Raw genomic sequence first — 17,400 nt, forward strand, 5'->3', positions numbered from 1 at the left:
TTCGCGATGGTCCATCGGCCAAACTCTGCGGAAAGAATATCCCCAAATGCCGCAAAAACAATCGAAAACACAAAAGAATACCCGGGCAAAGCCCGAGTATGCGGACATTGAACCCTGATTTTCAAGCGGGTGAACGGACCGCGCGCTCCCGGTCACGCAAACCAAATTGTCAATGAATTCAAGCCCGAGTTCGCTATTTTTTGCGAGGCCACAGCAGATCCACGGCTTCCTGGTATCGGGGGAGCCAGCTGAAAAGTCTCTCGATCAGCTTGTGAGAACGGGGATCGGGACCGATCAGGATCGCCAGTTCGCCGGCATCGAAGTAGACGCCGCCGCACTTGGGGCACTGGTCCACCACCACGTCGCGGGACTTCACTTCCTTGAGATGAAGATGGACCTCCTTCATGTCCTGGCCGCACTTGGGGCACTTCATCCAGTACGCGCTTTTGGCATTCTTCGCCGCGACTTCGTTTCGATGCGTGTCCAGCCTGCCGCGCAGTTCCTGCAGCAGCCGCTCATCATGCTCGTGAAACTGCAGGTCCGCCTTGTTGTAACCGGTGGGATTGAAGAACTGGCTCATAGGTCCTCGGGAAAGTGGGATCGGCATCGTAGCATCGCGAGAGCGGGCCCGGCAAGTACACTGCCAGGGAATGATTCCACGGCGCAATGGTAACGGCACTCGCCCATGAGCAAGCATTCAAAGACAAGCGATCCGGGAAAGATGAAAGCCAAGAAGTACGAGCGCGAGCTCCATGATCTTCAGGTCAGGCTCTGCCACCTCCAGGAATGGGTCAAGCACATGGGGCTCCGCGTCATCATCATCTTCGAGGGTCGCGATGCCGCCGGCAAGGGCGGCACGATCCGGGCTTTGACCGAGCGAGTGAGCCCGCGCGTATTCCGGACCGTGGCACTGCCGGCGCCTTCCGACCGCGAAAAGTCGCAGATGTACATGCAGCGCTACATGCAGCACTTTCCGGCGGCGGGGGAGGTCGTGATCTATGACCGCAGTTGGTACAACCGCGCCGGCGTGGAGCATGTGATGGGATTCTGCACCAAGGAGCAGTACCAGCGGTTTCTGCAGCTCTGTCCCGTGATGGAGAAGTACATCGTCAGCGGTGGCATCCAGCTCATCAAGATCTGGCTGGAGTCCAGCGACAAGGAGCAGAAGCGCCGCTTCGAGGCCCGTATGGAGGATCCACTGCGCCAGTGGAAGCTGAGCCCGATGGACCTGCCTTCGCGCAGCAAGTGGTTCGAGTATTCGCGGGCCCGCGACAAGATGCTCGAGGCCACCGACACCAAGCACGCGCCCTGGCACATTCTCCGCTCCGACGATAAGAAGCGCGCCCGCCTGAACTGCATCCATCACATCCTGGAGCTGATTCCGCACAAGAAAATGCCCCGCGAAAAGGTGAAGCTGCCCAAGCGCTCGATGAAGCACGCTTACGACGACGAGGCCCCGCTGCGGAAGCGGAAGTTCGTGGCTGAGAAGTATTGATGGGCGGCGCTTCGGAAGCGCGCTGTCGCGTGTGCGGCGGTGAGTCGCTGATGCCATTTCTGGCCAAGGATGAATTCCGTTACCTGCGCTGCCGGGAGTGCGCGGCGACCCTGATGGCGTCGGACCAGCTGCCCACTCCAATGGTGGAACTGGAAAAATATCGGCAGCATCAGAATGATCCGCAGGATCAACGCTACCGATCCTTCCTGAACCGCCTGGCGGCGCCGCTGCTGCTTCGGCTCGGCCCGAGACAGACCGGCCTCGACTATGGGTGCGGCCCCGGTCCCGCGCTGGCGCAGATGCTGTCGCAGGCGGGGCACGAGATGCATCTCTACGACCCCTCGTTCTTCCCGGACCGGAAGGCGCTGGAGCGGACCTACGACTTCATCGCCTGCTCCGAAGTGGCCGAGCATTTTCACCAGCCGCTTGAGGAGTTCACCAAGTTGCACCGCATGCTTCGCCCCCGGGGTGTGCTGGCGATCATGACCAACTTTCAAACCGAGGACAGCCGCTTTGCGGATTGGCACTACCGGAGGGACCCGACCCATGTCACCTTCTACCGGGAGGAGACGTTCCAGGTCATCGCGCGGCGCTTCGACATGGAGTGCGACATTCCATCACCCAACGTGGTCTTCCTGCGGAAAAAATCCGGCGATTGAGGTACTTTCCTGGGCATGCCCTCCACTGCTCATTCCAACCCAAGGATCTTCCATGTCCATGCTCCGAACCAATGACCGGGTCATCGCCGGCGTGTGTGGCGGCATCGCCGCGCATCTCGGCTGGCCCTCCACGCGGGTCCGTGTGATCTATGCGTTGCTCTCGGTCATGAGCGCCGGGTTTCCGGGAATCCTGATCTATATTGCTCTGTGGTTCTTGATGCCGCAGAAGTCGAAGTAACCCTCGGCGGATCGCATACGCGCCGGTTGGCCGCGGAATCGCGGGCGCGCAGGATGGGGTGTGTTGATTGTGCCCTGAAAATGCCGATATTCCAGCATGTCGATGATTTGGAATGAGATCGCCGTTGATTTGCGACCGGACATATTGCTGCGGATCGGACTCACGCTGGCCGCGGGTTTCATCCTGGGCATCGAGCGCGAGCGGCATGGCCGCGCCGCCGGTCTTCGGACCACGCTGCTGGTGAGCCTCTCGGCCTGCGCGGTGATGATCATTTCCGATTCGTTCTACCTTAATGATGTCGCACGAACCGGCGTCACCCAGGCCGCGCATCCCGATCCGGCTCGACTTGCGGCGGGAGCCCTTTCGGGCATGGGTTTTCTCGGGGCGGGTGTCATCATCCGCCAGACCAGCCACATCGTGCGCGGCGTAACCACCGCAGCCACGCTCTGGTCCGCGACGGTCATCGGCCTGGCCTTCGGCTCAGGCGCCATCGGCATTGGCCTGCTCACCTCGGGGGCCTCCTTCATCATCCTCTACCTGCTGCCCGTGGTGGAATCCCGGATCCAGGATGATTGGTACGCGGACTTCTCCGTCAACCTGAACGAGGGCGGCGCGTCGATCGACCGGATCCTGAGCGAGCTCAAGACCTTCTCGATCAAGATCAAGAGCATCGACATCCAGACATCGCAGGAGCAGCCCCGCCAGCGCATCACCTTTCATCTGAAGTTCAAGAAGATGGATCTGGTGCGATTCCCGGTCGAGGTCACGCAGCGGATCGGCCAGCTCGAGGGAGTCCGGGACACGCACTGGCATGCCTGACGCCATTCAGTCGGCGCCGTGCGCCGAAACGACCTCAGTAGAATCCGCCGCATGACTTTTCGAAAGGGCATCGTGGCGATGGCTTTGGCACTGGCCACCGGTCTGGCGCCGGCCGCCGGCGAAGCGTCGCCGCAGACGTCGCCGCCCATCAAGGAGCGCACAGTTCGGGCCGCGGTCTACGTGAGTCCGCCCTTCGTCATGGAGAACGCGCCCGGGGTCTACACCGGATTTTCCATTGAATTGTGGGAGAAGATCGCCACGCTGATGAACGTGAAGTTCACCTACGAGAAGTGCGAATCCATCACGGACATGATCCAGAAGCTGGGTTCGAACCAGGCCGACATCGCCGTGGTCAACTTCACCGTGACCAGCTCGCGTCTCAAGCTGCTGGACTTCACGCACCCCTATTTCAACACCGGGCTGCGGATCATGATCAACGAGGACCATCGCTTCGGCTTCGCGCGGTTCTTCAACAGCCTGCACCAGTACGGCTTCGTCGACATCTTCATGTACGGCGGCTTGATCATCCTCGTGCTGACGGTGATCGTGACCGCGGTGCTGCGCCGCGTCGACGCGGCCTTTCACAGGCAATGGCACCACGGGCTCGCCGAGTCCTTCTACCACGTGATGTCGGTGGTGATGACCGGCAAGACCAATTACAAGGGGGCGGTCGGCTCGCTGGGCAAGGTCTTCGGGGGGATCTGGCTGGTGTGCGGGGTCGGCGTGGTGGCCTACATCACCTCGTCGGTCACCAGCATCATGACCGCCAACAAGCTGCTCCACGAGATCCACGGCGTCCGCGACCTGGCCAACAAGTCCGTCGGCGTGATCGAGGGTTCCGCCGCGAACGAGTATTGCGAGTCGCACCAGATGTTCACGAAGTCCTTCGACCAGCTTCCCGCCGCCATCGACGACTTGGTCGCCCACCAGATCCAGGCGATCGTGGCCGACGCGCCGCAGTTGCAGTATTTCGACCATACCCACCCCGAGGTGCCGGTCACCGAAGTCGGCGCGGTCTTCAACGAGGAGAAGTACGCCTTCGGCCTGCCCAAACAGAGCGACCTGCGCCACGAAATCAACTTCGAGCTGCTGAAGCTGCAGGAATCCGGCTACCTCGACGAGCTGCAGCGCCGCTACTTCGGCAATCCCTGAGCGAGGCCGGTGGCGCGACATCGTCGCGTGCACCGACGCCGAGCCCATCCCGTGGTGCCGGCTTACACGCTGGCCAGCGCCTGATCGAGCACGGCCAAAATGAACTGCGCATCCGCGCTGGTGATGCACATGGGAGGCTTGATGCGGAGCGTGTTGCCCCACAAACCACCCTTGCCGATGAGCAGCCCCAGGTCCTTGCACTTCTCGAAGACGGCGGCGCATTCTTCTTTGGCGGGGACCTTGGTGGCGCGATCCTTGACCAACTCCACGCCCAGCATCAGGCCGAGCCCGCGCACGTCGCCGATGAGCGAATGTTTCTGTGCCAGTTGCGCAAAGCCCGTCTTGAGTTGCTGGCCGATCTTCAGGCAGTTCGCCTGCAGCCCTTCGCGCTCGATCACCCGCAGCACCGCGCGGCCCTGGGCGCAGGAAACGGGATTGCCGCCGAAGGTGTTGAAGTGGATCCGGTTGGCGATGCTCTTGGCGATCGCAGGCGTGGTCACCACCGCAGCGAGCGGACAGCCATTGCCGATGCCCTTGGCCATGGTGACGATGTCGGGGGTCACGCCCTGCGTCTCGAAGCCCCAGAAGTGCGTGCCGGTGCGTCCGAAACCGGATTGCACCTCGTCGGCGATGCAAAGTCCGCCGGCGGCCCGGACATGCTCGTAGGCGTGTTTCAAATAGTTGTTCGGGAAGACGACCGAGCCGCCCACGCCCTGAATGCTCTCGGCGATAAAGGCGGCCACCTGGCCCGAGGTTCCGAACTGGATCAGGTTCTTCACGTCATCGGCGTACTTGCGGCCCGCCTCGGGATCGTTCGCTCCATGGGGGCCGCGATAAAGGTCGGGCATCATCGCGTGCTGCACGCCGAAGCCATGGGGCACATTGAACTTCCAGGTGTGGTGCGAGGTCAGGGCCATCGAGCCGGGGCTGCCCCCGTGGTAGGCGTTGCGCAGGGCAAGGACGTCGTAGTTGCCGGTGGCGGCGCGGGCCATGGTGATCGCCAGGTCGTTGGCTTCGGAGCCGGAGTTGACGAAATAGCAGACCTTCAACTCCCCGGGCATCTTGGCGGCGAGCTCCTTGGCGAAAAGGGCGATCTGCGGATTCAGGTAGATCGTGGTGGTGTGGACGATTGTTTCCTGCTGCTCGATGGCAGCCTTGGTGACTTCCGGATGGCAGTGACCCACGCTCACGGTGACGATGCCGCCGATGCCGTCGAGGTAGCGCCGCCCCGCGTGGTCGAAGAGCCATTGGCCCTTGCCCTCCACGATCATGATCGGATTTTTGTAATAGTGGAAGATCGCCGGCGAGAGGAACTGCTTGCGCATCGCGAGCACTTCCTCGGGCGATGGCCCGGTGTAGGGCTTGGGTGTGAAGGAGCAGGGGGGAAGCTGAACGGGAGCGTTGGAGAGTTGGGTGGTCACGGCGGCAAGGATAGTTCAGCGGCGCGGCTTGCGGAAATCCGCTCAGGCGTTCTTGCGGCGCAGCGGCGAAATCATGCGCAGCAGCCCGTACACCACGAAGGCGATGGCGAAGCCCACGAACCAGGAGTAGTTGTAGAGCCCCATCCAGAAAGGTCCGACCCGGGCGGCGTCGAGCACCTTGATGGTGCCTAGAAATCCCGGGATATTCGGGGCGATTCCCGCCACCAGCGCGATGATGGCGGTCACGCTGAAGCCCCCGTGGTAGCGGTAGGCGCCGTGGTGCTGGTAGAGGTCGTTCAGCTTCAGCGTGGTGCGGCGGATCACAAAATAGTCGCAGATCAGGATGCCGCCGATCGGACCCAGCAGGGCGCTGTATCCGACCAGCCACACGAAGATGTAGCCCGACGGATCGGCGATCAGCTTCCACGGCATCATCAGGATGCCCACGACTCCGGTGATGAATCCACCGGTGCGGAATGAAATCCGGCGCGGAGCGAGGTTGGCGAAATCGTTCGCCGGACTCACCACATTCGCCGCCAGATTGGTGGCGAGCGTGGCGATGCAGAGCGCGACCATGGCCACGATCAGCACCGCAGGATTCTTGAACTGCATGAGCACGTTCACCGGGTCCCAGATCGCCTTGCCGTAGATGATGGTCGTCGCCGAGGTGACCGCCACGCCGATGAAGGCGTAGAGCGCCATGGTGAAGGGCAGGCCGACGATCTGCCCGACCACCTGGTCGCGCTGCGTGTGCGCGTAGCGCGAAAAGTCAGGGATGTTCAGAGAGAGCGTGGCCCAGAATCCGATCATGCCGGTCAACGCCGGAAAGAAGAATGAATAGAACTGGCCGTCCTTGGGCTGTCCCGGGGCGAACGCTGAGGGCTGCGCGAGGATCGGTCCGAAGCCGCCGGCAGCTTCGTAAGCCCAGACCAGCAGGGCGATGCCCAGCACGATCAGCAGCGGCGCCTTGATTTGCAGCAGGATCCGGATGGAGTCAATTCCCTTGTAAACGACGAACATGTTGATGCCCCAGAAGAGCATGAAGCAGACGAACTGCGGCAGGGTGATGCCCAGCATCGGCGCCCACGACGGATCGGCCAGCGACGGTGCGAAGATGGAGGTGATCTTGAAAATCGCCTCGCCGCCGATCCAGGTCTGGATGCCGAACCATCCGCAGGCCACGATCGCGCGCATCAGCGCGGGGATGTTGGCACCCAGAATTCCGAAGGACGCGCGGCAGAAGACGGGAAAGGGAATGCCATACTTGGTGCCGGCGTGGGCGTTCATCACCATCGGGATCACCACGATCAGATTGCCCAGGAAGACCGTGAAGATCGCCTGCGACCAGTTCATGCCCCCCTCGATCAGCGAGGAGGCGAGCATGTAGGTGGGCACGCATGCCGCCATGGAGATCCACAGCGCGGCGATGCTCCACAGGCCCCACTTGCGCTTCGACTGCGGCACGGGGGCCAGGTCGATGTTGTAGAGGCGGGAGTCCTCGAGTCCCGTGGTCGAAAATTCGGATTCGTTCGTCGAACGGGCCATCGGCAGGCGCTTCTATCGGCGTTTGCCGGCGCCGGCGTTTAGAAGTGGCTTGGTTTTCGCTTCAGGAACTGCCCGCGGCCGGATGTGCCCACGAACTTTCCTTCGCGCACCGCGACTTCTCCGCGCACCGTCACCACGCTGGGTCGGCCCTCGATCTTCCACCCTTCGAAGGCGCTGTAATCCACGTTCATGGAGTGGGTTTTGGCGGAAATCACGCCTCGATATCCGGGGTCGAAGACCACCAGGTCGGCGTCCGAGCCCACTTCGATGGCGCCCTTGCGCGGATAGAGGTCGAAGTTCTTCGCCACGTTGGTGCTGGCAACCTTCACCATCTGCTCCAGTGAAATCTTGCCCGCTTTCACGCCGAAGGTGTAGAGCAGATTGATGCGCTCTTCCAGCGAGGGAATGCCGTTGGGAATCTTGGTGAAATCATTCTCGCCCATGGCCTTCTGCTTGGCGAAGTCGAAGGGCGCGTGGTCGGTGGCCACCGTGTCGATGTCGCCGCTCTGCAGGCCGCGCCAGAGCACCGCCTGATTCTTCGCGTCGCGCAGCGGTGGGGACATGACGAACTTGGCCCCCTCGAAGCCGGGCCGCTCGGCGTAAGTCTTGTCCAGCACCAGATACTGGATGAGCGTCTCGATGCTCACCCTCACGCCGCGAGCGCGGGCGGCCAGCGCCTCCTGCAGTGACTCCTGGCAGCTGAGATGCACGATGTAGGTCGCGGCGCCGGTCAGCTCGGCGAACGTCATCAGATGGTGGACGCCCTCCGCCTCCACGCGCGGCGGGCGGCTCTCGTGGTGCATGCCGGGATCGGTCTTGCCGGCGGCGAGCAACTCCTTGCAGCGCTCGGAGACCAGCGTCTCATTCTCGCAGTGCGCCGTCACGATCAGGCCAAGGCTCTTGGCGAGCTTGAGCGTCCGGTAGAGCTCGGTGTCATCGATGCCAAAGGCGCCCTTGTAGGCCAAAAAGACCTTCAAAGAACTGATGCCGCGGTCGACGATCTTCCTCAGCTTGGCTTCGGTGGAGTCATCAAATTTGGTGACCCCCATGTGGAAGGAGAAATCGCAGGCGGACTTGCGCGCGGCCTGCGACATCCACAGGTCGAAGGCCTCCAGCGGGTCGTCCTTGCGCGACGGGCAGCACATCTCGATCAGCGTGGTCGTTCCGCCGATGAGCGCCGCCCGGCTTCCAGTTTCATAGGTGTCCTTGGCGAAGGCTCCCATGAAGGGCAGGTAGATGTGGACGTGCGGGTCGATGAAGCCTGGGAAAACAAATTTGCCTTTGGCTTCGATGACGGTCGCGCCCGCGGGCGCCGTCAGATCCTTTCCGATCTTGGAGATCGTCTCGCCCTCGCACAGCACGTCGGCCACGGACCGCCCCGTGTCCGTCACAATCTCTCCGCCGCGAATGAGGAGACTCATGGTGTCGGCTTTCGCATCAGGTCGCGCATCGGAAGATTCATGCTGCTTGTCTTTGAATCACTTGCGCCACACGTCGCCCACATCGCCGCCGAACCATCGCGTCGAGACCACCTTCTGCTGGGTGAAGAACTGCACGCCCTCCTTGCCCTGGATGTGCAGGTCGCCGTAGAAGGATTCGTCCCAGCCGGTGAAGGGGAACATGGCCATGGTGGCGGGCACGCCCACGTTGATGCCGATCATGCCGGCCTTCACGCGCTGCTTGAACTCGCGGGCGGCGGCGCCGGACTGGGTGAAGATGGCGGCGCCGTTGCCGTAGCTCGAGCGATTGGCCAGCTCGATCGCCTTGTCCAGATCCTGCATCCGCATCACGTTGAGCACCGGTCCGAAGACCTCCTCCTCGGCGATGGTCATGCCGGCGGCCACATGGTCGACGATGGTGGCGCCCACGTAGAACCCCTTGGGGGCGTCGGCGATCTTCACGCCGCGGCCATCGCAGATCACCTTGGCGCCCTGCTTTTCGCCCCCCGAAACCAGGCTCAGGACTTTGTCCCGGTGTTGCGCCGTGATCACGGGACCCATGTCGGGCTGGGCCGCGCGGTCCGTGGGGCCGACCTTGATCTTCTTTGCCGCCTCGACCAGCGAGGGCAGGAGCTTGTCCGCCGCCGCGCCGACGGTCAGCGCGGTCGAGCCCGCCATGCAGCGCTCGCCGGCGCAGCCGAAGGCCGCGGTCGAGAGCGCCTCGACGGTCTTGGGCATGTCCGCGTCGGGCATGATCACGATGTAGTTCTTGGCGCCGCCGTTGGCCTGCACGCGCTTGCCGTGCTGCGTGCCGGTTTCGTAGATGTACTTGGCGATCGGGGTCGATCCCACGAAGGAGATCGCCCGCACCTTGGGATGTCGCAGCAGCGCGTCGACGCTCTCGCGTCCGCCGTGCACCAGATTCAGCACGCCCTTGGGCAGCCCGGCTTCGTGAAGGAGTTCCACCAGCATCACCGCGCTCAACGGCACCTTCTCGCTGGGCTTCAGGACGAAGGTGTTGCCGCAGGCCAGGGCCAGCGGATACATCCACAGCGGGACCATGGCGGGGAAGTTGAAGGGGGTGATCCCGACGCACACTCCAAGCGGCTGGTTCATGGTTTCGCAGTCGACGCCGCGGGCGATCTCCAAGGTGTCGCCCATCAGCAGCGAGGGGATGCCGCAGGCGTACTCGATGTTCTCGATGCCGCGGTAGATGCTGCCGCGGGCCTCGGCCAAGGTCTTGCCATGCTCGCGCGAGACGCACTTGCAGAGGCGGTCGAAGTTCTGCTCGACCAACTGGCGGTACTTGAAGAAGACCCGGGCACGCTCGATCGGGGGCGTGTCGCGCCAGGCGGGGAACGCCGCCGCAGCGGATTCGACGGCGGCATTCACCTCGGCCGCTCCACCCGCGGGGCACTCGGCGATCACGTCTCCCGTGGAGGGATTGAAGACCGGCGTGGTGGCGATGCGCGGATTGATCCACTGGCCGTCCAGGAACATCGGGCAGGGGGTGAGCGTCGCGGTCATGGTGGCTGACATGGGAAATCCTCGAAAGATGCGAGGAGGCAGTTTAACTTCAATCGCCGCCACACGAAAAACGCGGGTTGAACGGTTCGCATGGCGGCAATCACATTCCCGGGGCGCACAAAAAAGCTCGCTTGGTGCCATCACCAAGCGAGCTTCGCACCAATCTCAGAAGTTCATCAGGAGCAGGGTCCGAAGCTGAGCAGCGCCAAACCAATGTCGCCGCCATCCACTTCACCCGAGTTGTCCAGGTCTGAAGCGCAGCCATTGCAGGGGCCGAAATCAAGCAGCATCAAACCAAGGTCCCCGCCGTCCACTTCACCCGAGCCGTCGAGGTCGGTCGGGCAGGAATTTTGAATCGCAATGTTGTGGGAGCCGGCCGAAACAATCGCCTTGCAGGGGCCAAGGTCGGGTGGCATGTCGCATTGACTGAAGGGATTGGCGCCCCAAGCCAGAACGACACCATTTTCCTGCAGACCCACCGTGTGGTAATAGCCGGCTGAAACGGATTTGCAGGCACCGAGATTTGCAGGAATGTCGAATTGACCGTACTGGTTGTTTCCCCAGCCGACGACCGTTCCATTTTCCTTGAGAGCCACCGAGTGGAAGCGACCCGAAGCCACGGCTTTGCAGGCGCCAAGATCGGCAGGCACATTGCATTCCGTGTAGGTGTTTGAACCCCAGGCCACGACCGTTCCATCTTCCTTGAGAGCCAAGGTGTTGAAGAGGCCCGCGGAAACTGCCTTGCAGGGGCCCAGGTCGGCAGGCACATTGCATTGTCCGTAACCGTTGAATCCCCAAGCCACGACCGTTCCATCATTTTGGATGGCGACCGTGTGATAGCCGCCAGCCGCAATGAATTTGCAGACTCCAAGATCGACGGGGATGATGGATTGCCCGAATTCCGGCTGCACCGCGGTGTCGGTCATTCCTGCACCCCAGGCCACGACCGTGCCATTGTCCTGGAGAGCGACCGTGTGGTAATCGCCCGCGGTGATGGACTTGCAAGTTTCAAGAGTCTCAGGAACGGCGGTTTGACCGTAGTTCTGATCGCCCGTCGCGCCCCATGCCACGACGGTTCCATTGTCCTGGAGAGCCACGCTGTGGTAGTAACCGACGGCAATGGCTTTGCAGGAGCCGAGAGTCTCCGGCACCACGGATTGACCGTACTCCTCCCAGACGCCCGAGCTCGTGGTTCCCGCACCCCAGGCTGCGACCATGCCGGCGTCATCGGCTCGTGCCACCGATGCCGTGACCGACACCAGAGCCAGGGCCCCGATCCCAGCGCATGAGACAACCAACCTTCGAAGAGAAGTTATATTCTGATACATTTTTTGTCCTTCAGTAGTGCGCCTCGCGCGTGAGCGATGAGTGCGCTGTGTGTGCCTCGTTCAAAATCAACGAGACGGCATGGCTTAATAGAGACGAACGCCCACTATAGCACAATTATAATTCTGAGTCAAGGAATAATATTATTTCATTTATAGCCACATTAATCATTCCTCACGGCACTTTGCGGTCTGCGCCGGTGGCCTAGCATCGTGACACGCATGAAGGCGCCCGACAAAATCCGCCATTGGAGAAAGCGCATCGGCCTGTTCAACGCACGCGCCGCGGCGTTTTTATTCGAGGTTCTGCCCATCCAACTCATCGGCGCCGTGGCCTGCGGTCCGGTGATCGCCCAGGCGATCCGCCATTACGACCCGTGGACGCGCGAGCGCGGCGAGTTGATCGGCGCCACCACCGCAATCATCGTGCACGCGGGTGTCGATCTGCTCTGGTTCCTTATGCGTGATGCGATCCCCGGGCTCACATGGGGCAAAAAGCTGATGGGACTGCGCGTGGTGCGCCAGGGAACGGATGCGCCCGCGGCCGTGTGGTCGCGCATCGTCCGCAACAGTCTGCTGTTCATTCCGTTCTTCGTGGTGGTCGAGGGTCTGTGCTCGCTCTTGGATGCGCGGGACTCCCGCCGCATCGGTGATTGGATCGGGGGCACCCGCGTAAGGCACAGCACGGATCCCTCGGGAGACCACGGCCTGCATCTCTGGCCGCTCGCCGTGGCCCTTATTCTCTACGCCTGCTGCATCGCCTCCGAACACACGATCACCGAATATGTGTTCCATATGGCGTTTGATTGAAGACCGCGGGCGGGAAATTCGCGGCTGTCTGTAACCATTTCTCACCATCGGGATCTTGTTGGCATGGGCACCTGCGCGACCACGATCGATCTTGACGGCCACCCGCCAACTCTTGAAGATCGAAACCTGGCGGCGTCCGCGGTCACCCATCCGCCGATGCGGGATACTGTCAGCATGAGCGCCCGGGCCACGACCTTCCACGAGCTGTATGCCAAGTACGCCGAGGATGTGCACCGATTCGCCCACTGGCTTTCAGGCAACGCCGACGACGCCCGGGACATCGCCTCGGAGACCTTCGTGCGCGCCTGGACCTCCCCCGGCGAGCCCCGGATGGAGTCCGTGAAGGCCTATCTCTTCGCGATCGCGAGGAATCTCCATCTCAAGCAGCTTCGCAGGGCCTCGCGATACGAAGCGCTCGATGAAGGACTTTCCAAGGTCGCCGCGGCGCCCCACGAAGTCGCGGAGCATCGGGATGACTTCCAGCGGACGATGGCCGCGGTCCAGGCCCTTCCGGAAATCGACCGCGCGGTGCTGCTGCTGCGCGCCAAGGAGGAGCTCTCCTACCAGGAAATCTCGGAGGTGACGGGCCTCTCCGTCACCGCCGCCAAGGTGAAAGTGTTTCGTGCCCGTGAAAAACTTGCCGCGATCCTGAAATCGCACGCTGGAGAATCAACATGAACGTGACCAAGAATGTCATCACCGACCTCTACCCGCTCTATGCCGAGATGGAATGCAGCGCCGACACCCAGGCGCTGGTGGAGGAGTATTTGCGACTCAACCCCGGACACGCCGAGGAGCTCAAGCGCATTTTGAACGCCTCGATTCCAGGCACGGCGCCACAGGCTACGGACCTCGGGGAAGCGCAGTCGCTCCGGAAAGCGAAGCGCTGCGTGCGACTCAGCTCGTGGGTTGAAGCCCTTGCGATTTTTTTCACCATGGTGCCATTTTCATTCCTGCACACCGGCGACAAGACCTACTGGCTCATCATCGAGTCCCCGAACACGGCCCTGGTGTACTTCGCCCTCGCCATCGTCTGCTGGGGCGCCTTCGTGCAGATGCGATGGCGCACCAAATGCCTTTGAAGGGATCATGTCTGGGTCAAATTGAACGGCCGCTCCCGGAGTTCGCGGTCAAGGCTTCACTGAGTTCCCAAAGCCGCTGAGCGGCTGACGCGTTGAGCGAGGCCGGTGATGAAGGAACGGACTTCTCCTTGACGAAGTATTGCCCGCTGATTCCCTCCATCGTCGGCGAGCAGGCCAGGTGGATCGGCGTCTTCGCTCCTTCCTCCGCACTCACGCCCAGGAGGCGAGTCCAGGCCCGCATGAACAATCCGAAGGCGCCGTTTCCAGAGGTGAAATTTGACGCCACAAGTCCAGGATGCAATGCGTTGACCGTGACACCGCTCCCTTCAAGGCGTCGCGCAAGTTCATGAGTAAAGAGAAGATTGGCAAGCTTCGTTTGCGCATACTGCATGAAACCGGGATGCTTCATGGGTATTGCGAGGGTGTACATCAGGCTCATGAACTCCGAGTCCCCATACTTCCGGCCGGATGCGCCCGTCCGGACCTGCGGATCTTCAAAGTCAAAACCCTTGACATCATCGTGGGCCGAGGATGAGACATTCACGATCCGTGAAGGAGCGCTGGCTTTGAGCGTGTCGAGCAGGAGATTCGTCAAGAGGAAACAGGCGAGGTGGTTCAGCGCCATTGTCATCTCGATGCCGTCGACGCTCTCCCGGCGCAGCGCAAAGAGCGCGCCGGCGTTGTTGACCAGGACATCCAATCGGTCGTGCCGCTCATGGAACTCCCTCGCAAGTCGCCGGATTTCTCGCTGCGATGAGAGATCCGCCGCGATGAATTCCACACGAGGATTGCCCGTGGCCCGCCGAATCGATTCGGCAGTGAATTCGCACCGCTCGCGGTTTCGTCCAACGATGATGACAGGGGCGCCTCGCCGGGCGAGTTCCCGCGCCGTCGCCTCGCCGATTCCCGCGGTGGCGCCGGTGATCAGGCAGGTCTTGCCCGACATGGATTTTTCGGTGATGGTCATGCTCGTTCCCTGCAATGTGCAGGCGAACGACATGAGCCTAGACCTTTCGTCTCCTTCGCATCAACCCCGCACCCGCCAAAGCACCGCTCAGCACCCCTGGTGCCGGCACCACGGTGATGGGCGTATTCGGCAGATCCTCGTAGGCCCAGTAATGGATCGTCAGTCCGAAGTGTCCGTCCTGGCCGGGAAGGGGCGAATCGACCGAGACATCCATGTATCCGAAGTGCGCCTGGTTGTTCTGCATGAACCGCATGCCAATGAGATAGCGGTCGTCAAGTGTAAAGGCGGAGAGATTGACCGCCTGTGCATAGAGCGAGTCCGTGGGAATGGTGTCGCCGATGCCAAAGCGCTTGATCCCCGATGTGTCCATGAGAATGCCGTTGCCGGGCTCGAGTCCTTCGATCGTGTGCGCCCCGCCGACTCCGCTGGTGATCTGAAATTGAAACACGCTCGAATCAATCAGGACGGCGAATTGCGCCGACGACGGCTTATCGCCGGTCTCAAAATAGGTCTTGAGAATATTGCGCGGCACTTTCGGCCTGGCCCATGCGGCGGGGGTGAAGACCGTCAAGGCGGTCAGGCCAACCACAAACAGGACCAAGGCACGGCACGACATCGGGTTCTTCATGGGAATGTTCTTTCTTCATATGCAGGGGAATCGACTCGCAGGACAGGCCGCATGGAATGCTGTCCGCAAATCACTATGGCACTGAATGGGGTCGGGTCAAAGGAATCCTGGGATCAATTCAGGAAGTCGCGACCCGGCGAGAGGCTCACAGCATGAGCTGCCAGTAGCCCACATCAACCCAGCGGTCGAATTTCCAGCCGACCTGCTTCAATTCACCGACCTTGTGGAATCCGAATTTCTCGTGGATGGCGACGCTGGCTGGGTTTGGCAGGGCGATCACGCCGAAGGCGCAGTGCAGGCGGCGCTCACTGAGTTTGGACAGAAGCGAGGCATAGAGCTCGCTCCCCAGTCCCTGGCGCGACCGCTCCGGCGCCAGATACACCGTGCTTTCCACGGCGTAGCGGTAGGCCGATCGTGCTCGCCAGGGAGAGGCATAGGCGTATCCCTGGACGACCCCGTCGATTTCTGCCACCAGCCAGGGCAGGGTGGGGACCACCGACTTGATCCGTGATTGCATCTCAGAGGAAGGCACGGCCTCCTCCTCGAAGGTGATGACCGTCCTGGCGACATAGTGGTTGTAGATGTCGCAGATGCCCTGGGCGTCGTTTGTCGTAGCGGATCGAATCATGACCGCGTAAAAGATAGGGTCAATGCCCAGGGGTCGTAGGCAGTCGTCAGCCAGGGGGAAAAAGACAGCGAGAGGCGGGATGAACCGCCTCTCGCTGAGGGTTGCAATGAGATGTCAGGCGGACTTAGGCCCGACGACGACGCGAACTCACCAAGCCGCTGAGACCCATGAGGGCAAAGGCACCTGGCGATGGAACGATATGGTCACCATCCCAGATGTAATCCTGGTACTCACCGTTGGAAAGTCCGACAAGCGGAGAACCTTGCTGGCCACCCAAAGCCGCAGCAATGAAGGCGTTATAGAAGGCATCTGCTGCCGCCGACTCTCCATTGGCCTGGAAGGCACCGACATTGAGTCCAAGTCCCGCGATGGCATCGGTCACGATATCCCAAACTGCCAACTGGAATCCGCAGTTCAAGGCAGCATTGGCACCGTATTGCGCTCCGCCGGCGAATGCGTACATGTTCGAAAGCAAGCCAGCCGCGAGTGCAGTCATTGGAGCTGACGTCGGGATCGTCAAGATCGAAACAACGGAATAGGTATTCACTGCAGGGCTGGAGTCCTGATACAGGTCAGCGCAATAGATCAGGTAATTGCCATTTGGGATCCCAATGGCATTGCTGTTGGTGGCCGTGACCATGATCGCACCGGTGTAGGCCTGGCCGTTGTATCCGGGGGAGATCAGGTTGACGATTTCGTTGGCACCCATGCCCGTGTACTGCAGATCAACGGTTGCCGCAGATGCACCAGCGCAAATGGCAGCAGCAAAAATCGATGCGGAAAGGGACGATGTCTTCATTTTTATTCTCGAGTTAAAGGGAAAGAAAGGGACAAACTAGGGAAACGAATCAGGAAGGGATCCCGACTCAGGGACAGTTATAACACCGGAAACCACCCTGTCAAAGCAAAAATATTGGAATTTCAATAAAAAAGCGCCCCCAAAATTTGGAGGCGCCTTTTTGAAAATCCTGAAAATCTCGGCCAATAACCGATTAGTGACTCAATCGACGACGACGGCCCGCCAATCCACCGATGCCGGCCAAAACCAGGGCCCCGGGGGTTGGAACCGGGTAGCAGCGGGTGTCGATGACAACTTGATCGACATAAGTCGTCGACCCGACCAACGTCGAGAAGATTTGGACATGCTCGAAGGGCGGGCATGTGTTCAGGTGCCATGTGCTGACCTCATGAACCCAGCCGCCCGGAAGAAAGGTTTGAACCGACGCGCCGACCTGGGTGAAAAAACTGCTTGGTCCCATGACCAAGGTGCCAATCGATGGAGGCGCACCTGTGAAATCCGTGTAAGTGATCTGCAAGACCAGATCCTTTTGATGCGTGGGCTGGTTGAAGTTGGGAATGTCAAAAGTCAGGATGGCGTTTGGACCTGTGAGGCCCCAGACATCATTGCGTCCACCGATCGATGGCGTCCACAGGAATGGCGCCGGTGGCGTCAGAATCGGAGTGCCGTTGGGATTGATCCAGGGCGGCAGGCCGTCGGGAGCACCGCCACCTGGACCGGCACTGAAATCCCAGTGCTGGAAGGTGGTGCCGGCGCTGCCGCGCCAGGTGGGCGGAGTCAGATCGTCGGCGAATGCCGGAGTGATTGCTGCGGCGAGAACGAGAGTGGCACTAAGAAGGAACTTGTTCATGGTCGAAACCTTTGGG

Annotated in this window: 19 protein-coding genes; 8 read left to right on the forward strand and 11 right to left on the reverse strand. The window is 61.3% G+C overall.

Going from position 1 to position 17,400, the window contains the following annotated elements; genetic code table 11:
- Positions 1-193 precede the first annotated feature (193 nt).
- Complete coding sequence (locus K8R92_01800; protein MCE9618625.1) at positions 194-580, reverse strand: zf-TFIIB domain-containing protein; 387 nt, start codon at positions 578-580, stop codon at positions 194-196.
- A 141-nt stretch (positions 581-721) separates the two neighbouring features.
- Here K8R92_01800 and ppk2 point away from each other — a divergent pair, with 141 nt between their 5' ends.
- From ppk2 to K8R92_01825, 5 genes are all read left to right on the forward strand, one after another.
- Positions 722-1,495 carry a polyphosphate kinase 2 gene (gene ppk2, locus K8R92_01805; protein MCE9618626.1) on the forward strand — a complete coding sequence of 258 codons (774 nt, stop codon included), beginning with the start codon at positions 722-724 and terminating at the stop codon, positions 1,493-1,495.
- Positions 1,495-2,154, forward strand: a complete 660-nt coding sequence (locus K8R92_01810; GenBank protein MCE9618627.1) for a class I SAM-dependent methyltransferase — start codon at positions 1,495-1,497, stop codon at positions 2,152-2,154. Before ppk2 ends, K8R92_01810 begins: the two co-directional genes overlap by 1 nt.
- Before the next feature lie 52 nt (positions 2,155-2,206).
- The gene (locus K8R92_01815) at positions 2,207-2,392 is read left to right on the forward strand and encodes a PspC domain-containing protein (protein ID MCE9618628.1); all 186 of its coding nucleotides are present in this window, start codon (positions 2,207-2,209) and stop codon (positions 2,390-2,392) included.
- A gap of 96 nt (positions 2,393-2,488) precedes the next feature.
- Positions 2,489-3,211 (forward strand): MgtC/SapB family protein, encoded by a 723-nt coding sequence (locus K8R92_01820; protein MCE9618629.1) that lies wholly within the window; start codon positions 2,489-2,491, stop codon positions 3,209-3,211.
- A gap of 51 nt (positions 3,212-3,262) precedes the next feature.
- Positions 3,263-4,363 (forward strand): transporter substrate-binding domain-containing protein, encoded by a 1,101-nt coding sequence (locus K8R92_01825; GenBank protein MCE9618630.1) that lies wholly within the window; start codon positions 3,263-3,265, stop codon positions 4,361-4,363.
- A gap of 62 nt (positions 4,364-4,425) precedes the next feature.
- Here the strand turns inward: K8R92_01825 and K8R92_01830 are convergent, their stop codons facing one another.
- The 5 genes from K8R92_01830 to K8R92_01850 form a co-directional block, all read right to left on the reverse strand.
- Positions 4,426-5,688, reverse strand: coding sequence for an aminotransferase class III-fold pyridoxal phosphate-dependent enzyme (locus K8R92_01830; GenBank protein ID MCE9618631.1), 1,263 nt, complete (start codon positions 5,686-5,688; stop codon positions 4,426-4,428).
- Positions 5,689-5,826: 138 nt separating this feature from the next.
- Positions 5,827-7,329: an NCS1 family nucleobase:cation symporter-1 gene (locus K8R92_01835; GenBank protein ID MCE9618632.1), complete on the reverse strand. Its 1,503-nt coding sequence runs from the start codon at positions 7,327-7,329 to the stop codon at positions 5,827-5,829.
- Between the two features lie 38 nt (positions 7,330-7,367).
- Positions 7,368-8,750, reverse strand: coding sequence for a dihydropyrimidinase (hydA, locus tag K8R92_01840; GenBank protein MCE9618633.1), 1,383 nt, complete (start codon positions 8,748-8,750; stop codon positions 7,368-7,370).
- A 57-nt stretch (positions 8,751-8,807) separates the two neighbouring features.
- A complete protein-coding gene (locus K8R92_01845; GenBank protein MCE9618634.1) occupies positions 8,808-10,295 on the reverse strand; it encodes a CoA-acylating methylmalonate-semialdehyde dehydrogenase in 1,488 nt (495 codons plus the stop codon).
- Positions 10,296-10,471: 176 nt separating this feature from the next.
- Positions 10,472-11,554 carry a hypothetical protein gene (locus K8R92_01850; GenBank protein MCE9618635.1) on the reverse strand — a complete coding sequence of 361 codons (1,083 nt, stop codon included), beginning with the start codon at positions 11,552-11,554 and terminating at the stop codon, positions 10,472-10,474.
- Positions 11,555-11,842: 288 nt separating this feature from the next.
- Here K8R92_01850 and K8R92_01855 point away from each other — a divergent pair, with 288 nt between their 5' ends.
- From K8R92_01855 to K8R92_01865, 3 genes are all read left to right on the forward strand, one after another.
- Complete coding sequence (locus tag K8R92_01855) at positions 11,843-12,430, forward strand: RDD family protein (protein MCE9618636.1); 588 nt, start codon at positions 11,843-11,845, stop codon at positions 12,428-12,430.
- Between the two features lie 63 nt (positions 12,431-12,493).
- Entirely contained in the window at positions 12,494-13,108 is a 615-nt protein-coding gene (locus K8R92_01860; GenBank protein ID MCE9618637.1) for a sigma-70 family RNA polymerase sigma factor, read from the forward strand.
- Positions 13,105-13,512: a hypothetical protein gene (locus K8R92_01865; protein MCE9618638.1), complete on the forward strand. Its 408-nt coding sequence runs from the start codon at positions 13,105-13,107 to the stop codon at positions 13,510-13,512. The genes K8R92_01860 and K8R92_01865 overlap by 4 nt, the downstream gene beginning before the upstream one ends.
- Before the next feature lie 16 nt (positions 13,513-13,528).
- Here K8R92_01865 and K8R92_01870 read toward each other — a convergent pair whose 3' ends face one another.
- The 5 genes from K8R92_01870 to K8R92_01890 all read right to left on the reverse strand — a co-directional run bounded on the left by K8R92_01870 (position 13,529) and on the right by K8R92_01890 (position 17,384).
- Positions 13,529-14,479: an SDR family oxidoreductase gene (locus tag K8R92_01870; protein MCE9618639.1), complete on the reverse strand. Its 951-nt coding sequence runs from the start codon at positions 14,477-14,479 to the stop codon at positions 13,529-13,531.
- A 37-nt stretch (positions 14,480-14,516) separates the two neighbouring features.
- A complete protein-coding gene (locus tag K8R92_01875; GenBank protein ID MCE9618640.1) occupies positions 14,517-15,107 on the reverse strand; it encodes a hypothetical protein in 591 nt (196 codons plus the stop codon).
- Between the two features lie 145 nt (positions 15,108-15,252).
- On the reverse strand, positions 15,253-15,735 hold the full coding sequence (locus tag K8R92_01880; GenBank protein MCE9618641.1) for a GNAT family N-acetyltransferase: 483 nt from the start codon (positions 15,733-15,735) through the stop codon (positions 15,253-15,255).
- A 124-nt stretch (positions 15,736-15,859) separates the two neighbouring features.
- Positions 15,860-16,534: a hypothetical protein gene (locus K8R92_01885; protein ID MCE9618642.1), complete on the reverse strand. Its 675-nt coding sequence runs from the start codon at positions 16,532-16,534 to the stop codon at positions 15,860-15,862.
- A 193-nt stretch (positions 16,535-16,727) separates the two neighbouring features.
- Positions 16,728-17,384, reverse strand: a complete 657-nt coding sequence (locus tag K8R92_01890) for a hypothetical protein (GenBank protein ID MCE9618643.1) — start codon at positions 17,382-17,384, stop codon at positions 16,728-16,730.
- Positions 17,385-17,400: the final 16 nt, after the last annotated feature.

This window comes from Planctomycetota bacterium, from assembly GCA_021414025.1.
Classification (GTDB): domain Bacteria; phylum Planctomycetota; class Phycisphaerae; order Phycisphaerales; family SM1A02; genus SYAC01.

What these genes read in the sequence shown, in the direction of transcription:
- K8R92_01800 (MCE9618625.1), bottom strand. Translation starts at nt 580, where the DNA reads ATGAGCCAGTTCTTCAATCCCACCGGTTACAACAAGGCGGACCTGCAG.
- ppk2 (MCE9618626.1), top strand. Translation starts at nt 722, where the DNA reads ATGAAAGCCAAGAAGTACGAGCGCGAGCTCCATGATCTTCAGGTCAGG.
- K8R92_01810 (MCE9618627.1), top strand. Translation starts at nt 1,495, where the DNA reads ATGGGCGGCGCTTCGGAAGCGCGCTGTCGCGTGTGCGGCGGTGAGTCG.
- K8R92_01815 (MCE9618628.1), top strand. Translation starts at nt 2,207, where the DNA reads ATGTCCATGCTCCGAACCAATGACCGGGTCATCGCCGGCGTGTGTGGC.
- K8R92_01820 (MCE9618629.1), top strand. Translation starts at nt 2,489, where the DNA reads ATGTCGATGATTTGGAATGAGATCGCCGTTGATTTGCGACCGGACATA.
- K8R92_01825 (MCE9618630.1), top strand. Translation starts at nt 3,263, where the DNA reads ATGACTTTTCGAAAGGGCATCGTGGCGATGGCTTTGGCACTGGCCACC.
- K8R92_01830 (MCE9618631.1), bottom strand. Translation starts at nt 5,688, where the DNA reads ATGCGCAAGCAGTTCCTCTCGCCGGCGATCTTCCACTATTACAAAAAT.
- K8R92_01835 (MCE9618632.1), bottom strand. Translation starts at nt 7,329, where the DNA reads ATGGCCCGTTCGACGAACGAATCCGAATTTTCGACCACGGGACTCGAG.
- hydA (MCE9618633.1), bottom strand. Translation starts at nt 8,750, where the DNA reads ATGAGTCTCCTCATTCGCGGCGGAGAGATTGTGACGGACACGGGGCGG.
- K8R92_01845 (MCE9618634.1), bottom strand. Translation starts at nt 10,295, where the DNA reads ATGACCGCGACGCTCACCCCCTGCCCGATGTTCCTGGACGGCCAGTGG.
- K8R92_01855 (MCE9618636.1), top strand. Translation starts at nt 11,843, where the DNA reads ATGAAGGCGCCCGACAAAATCCGCCATTGGAGAAAGCGCATCGGCCTG.
- K8R92_01860 (MCE9618637.1), top strand. Translation starts at nt 12,494, where the DNA reads ATGGGCACCTGCGCGACCACGATCGATCTTGACGGCCACCCGCCAACT.
- K8R92_01865 (MCE9618638.1), top strand. Translation starts at nt 13,105, where the DNA reads ATGAACGTGACCAAGAATGTCATCACCGACCTCTACCCGCTCTATGCC.
- K8R92_01870 (MCE9618639.1), bottom strand. Translation starts at nt 14,479, where the DNA reads ATGACCATCACCGAAAAATCCATGTCGGGCAAGACCTGCCTGATCACC.
- K8R92_01875 (MCE9618640.1), bottom strand. Translation starts at nt 15,107, where the DNA reads ATGAAGAACCCGATGTCGTGCCGTGCCTTGGTCCTGTTTGTGGTTGGC.
- K8R92_01880 (MCE9618641.1), bottom strand. Translation starts at nt 15,735, where the DNA reads ATGATTCGATCCGCTACGACAAACGACGCCCAGGGCATCTGCGACATC.
- K8R92_01885 (MCE9618642.1), bottom strand. Translation starts at nt 16,534, where the DNA reads ATGAAGACATCGTCCCTTTCCGCATCGATTTTTGCTGCTGCCATTTGC.
- K8R92_01890 (MCE9618643.1), bottom strand. Translation starts at nt 17,384, where the DNA reads ATGAACAAGTTCCTTCTTAGTGCCACTCTCGTTCTCGCCGCAGCAATC.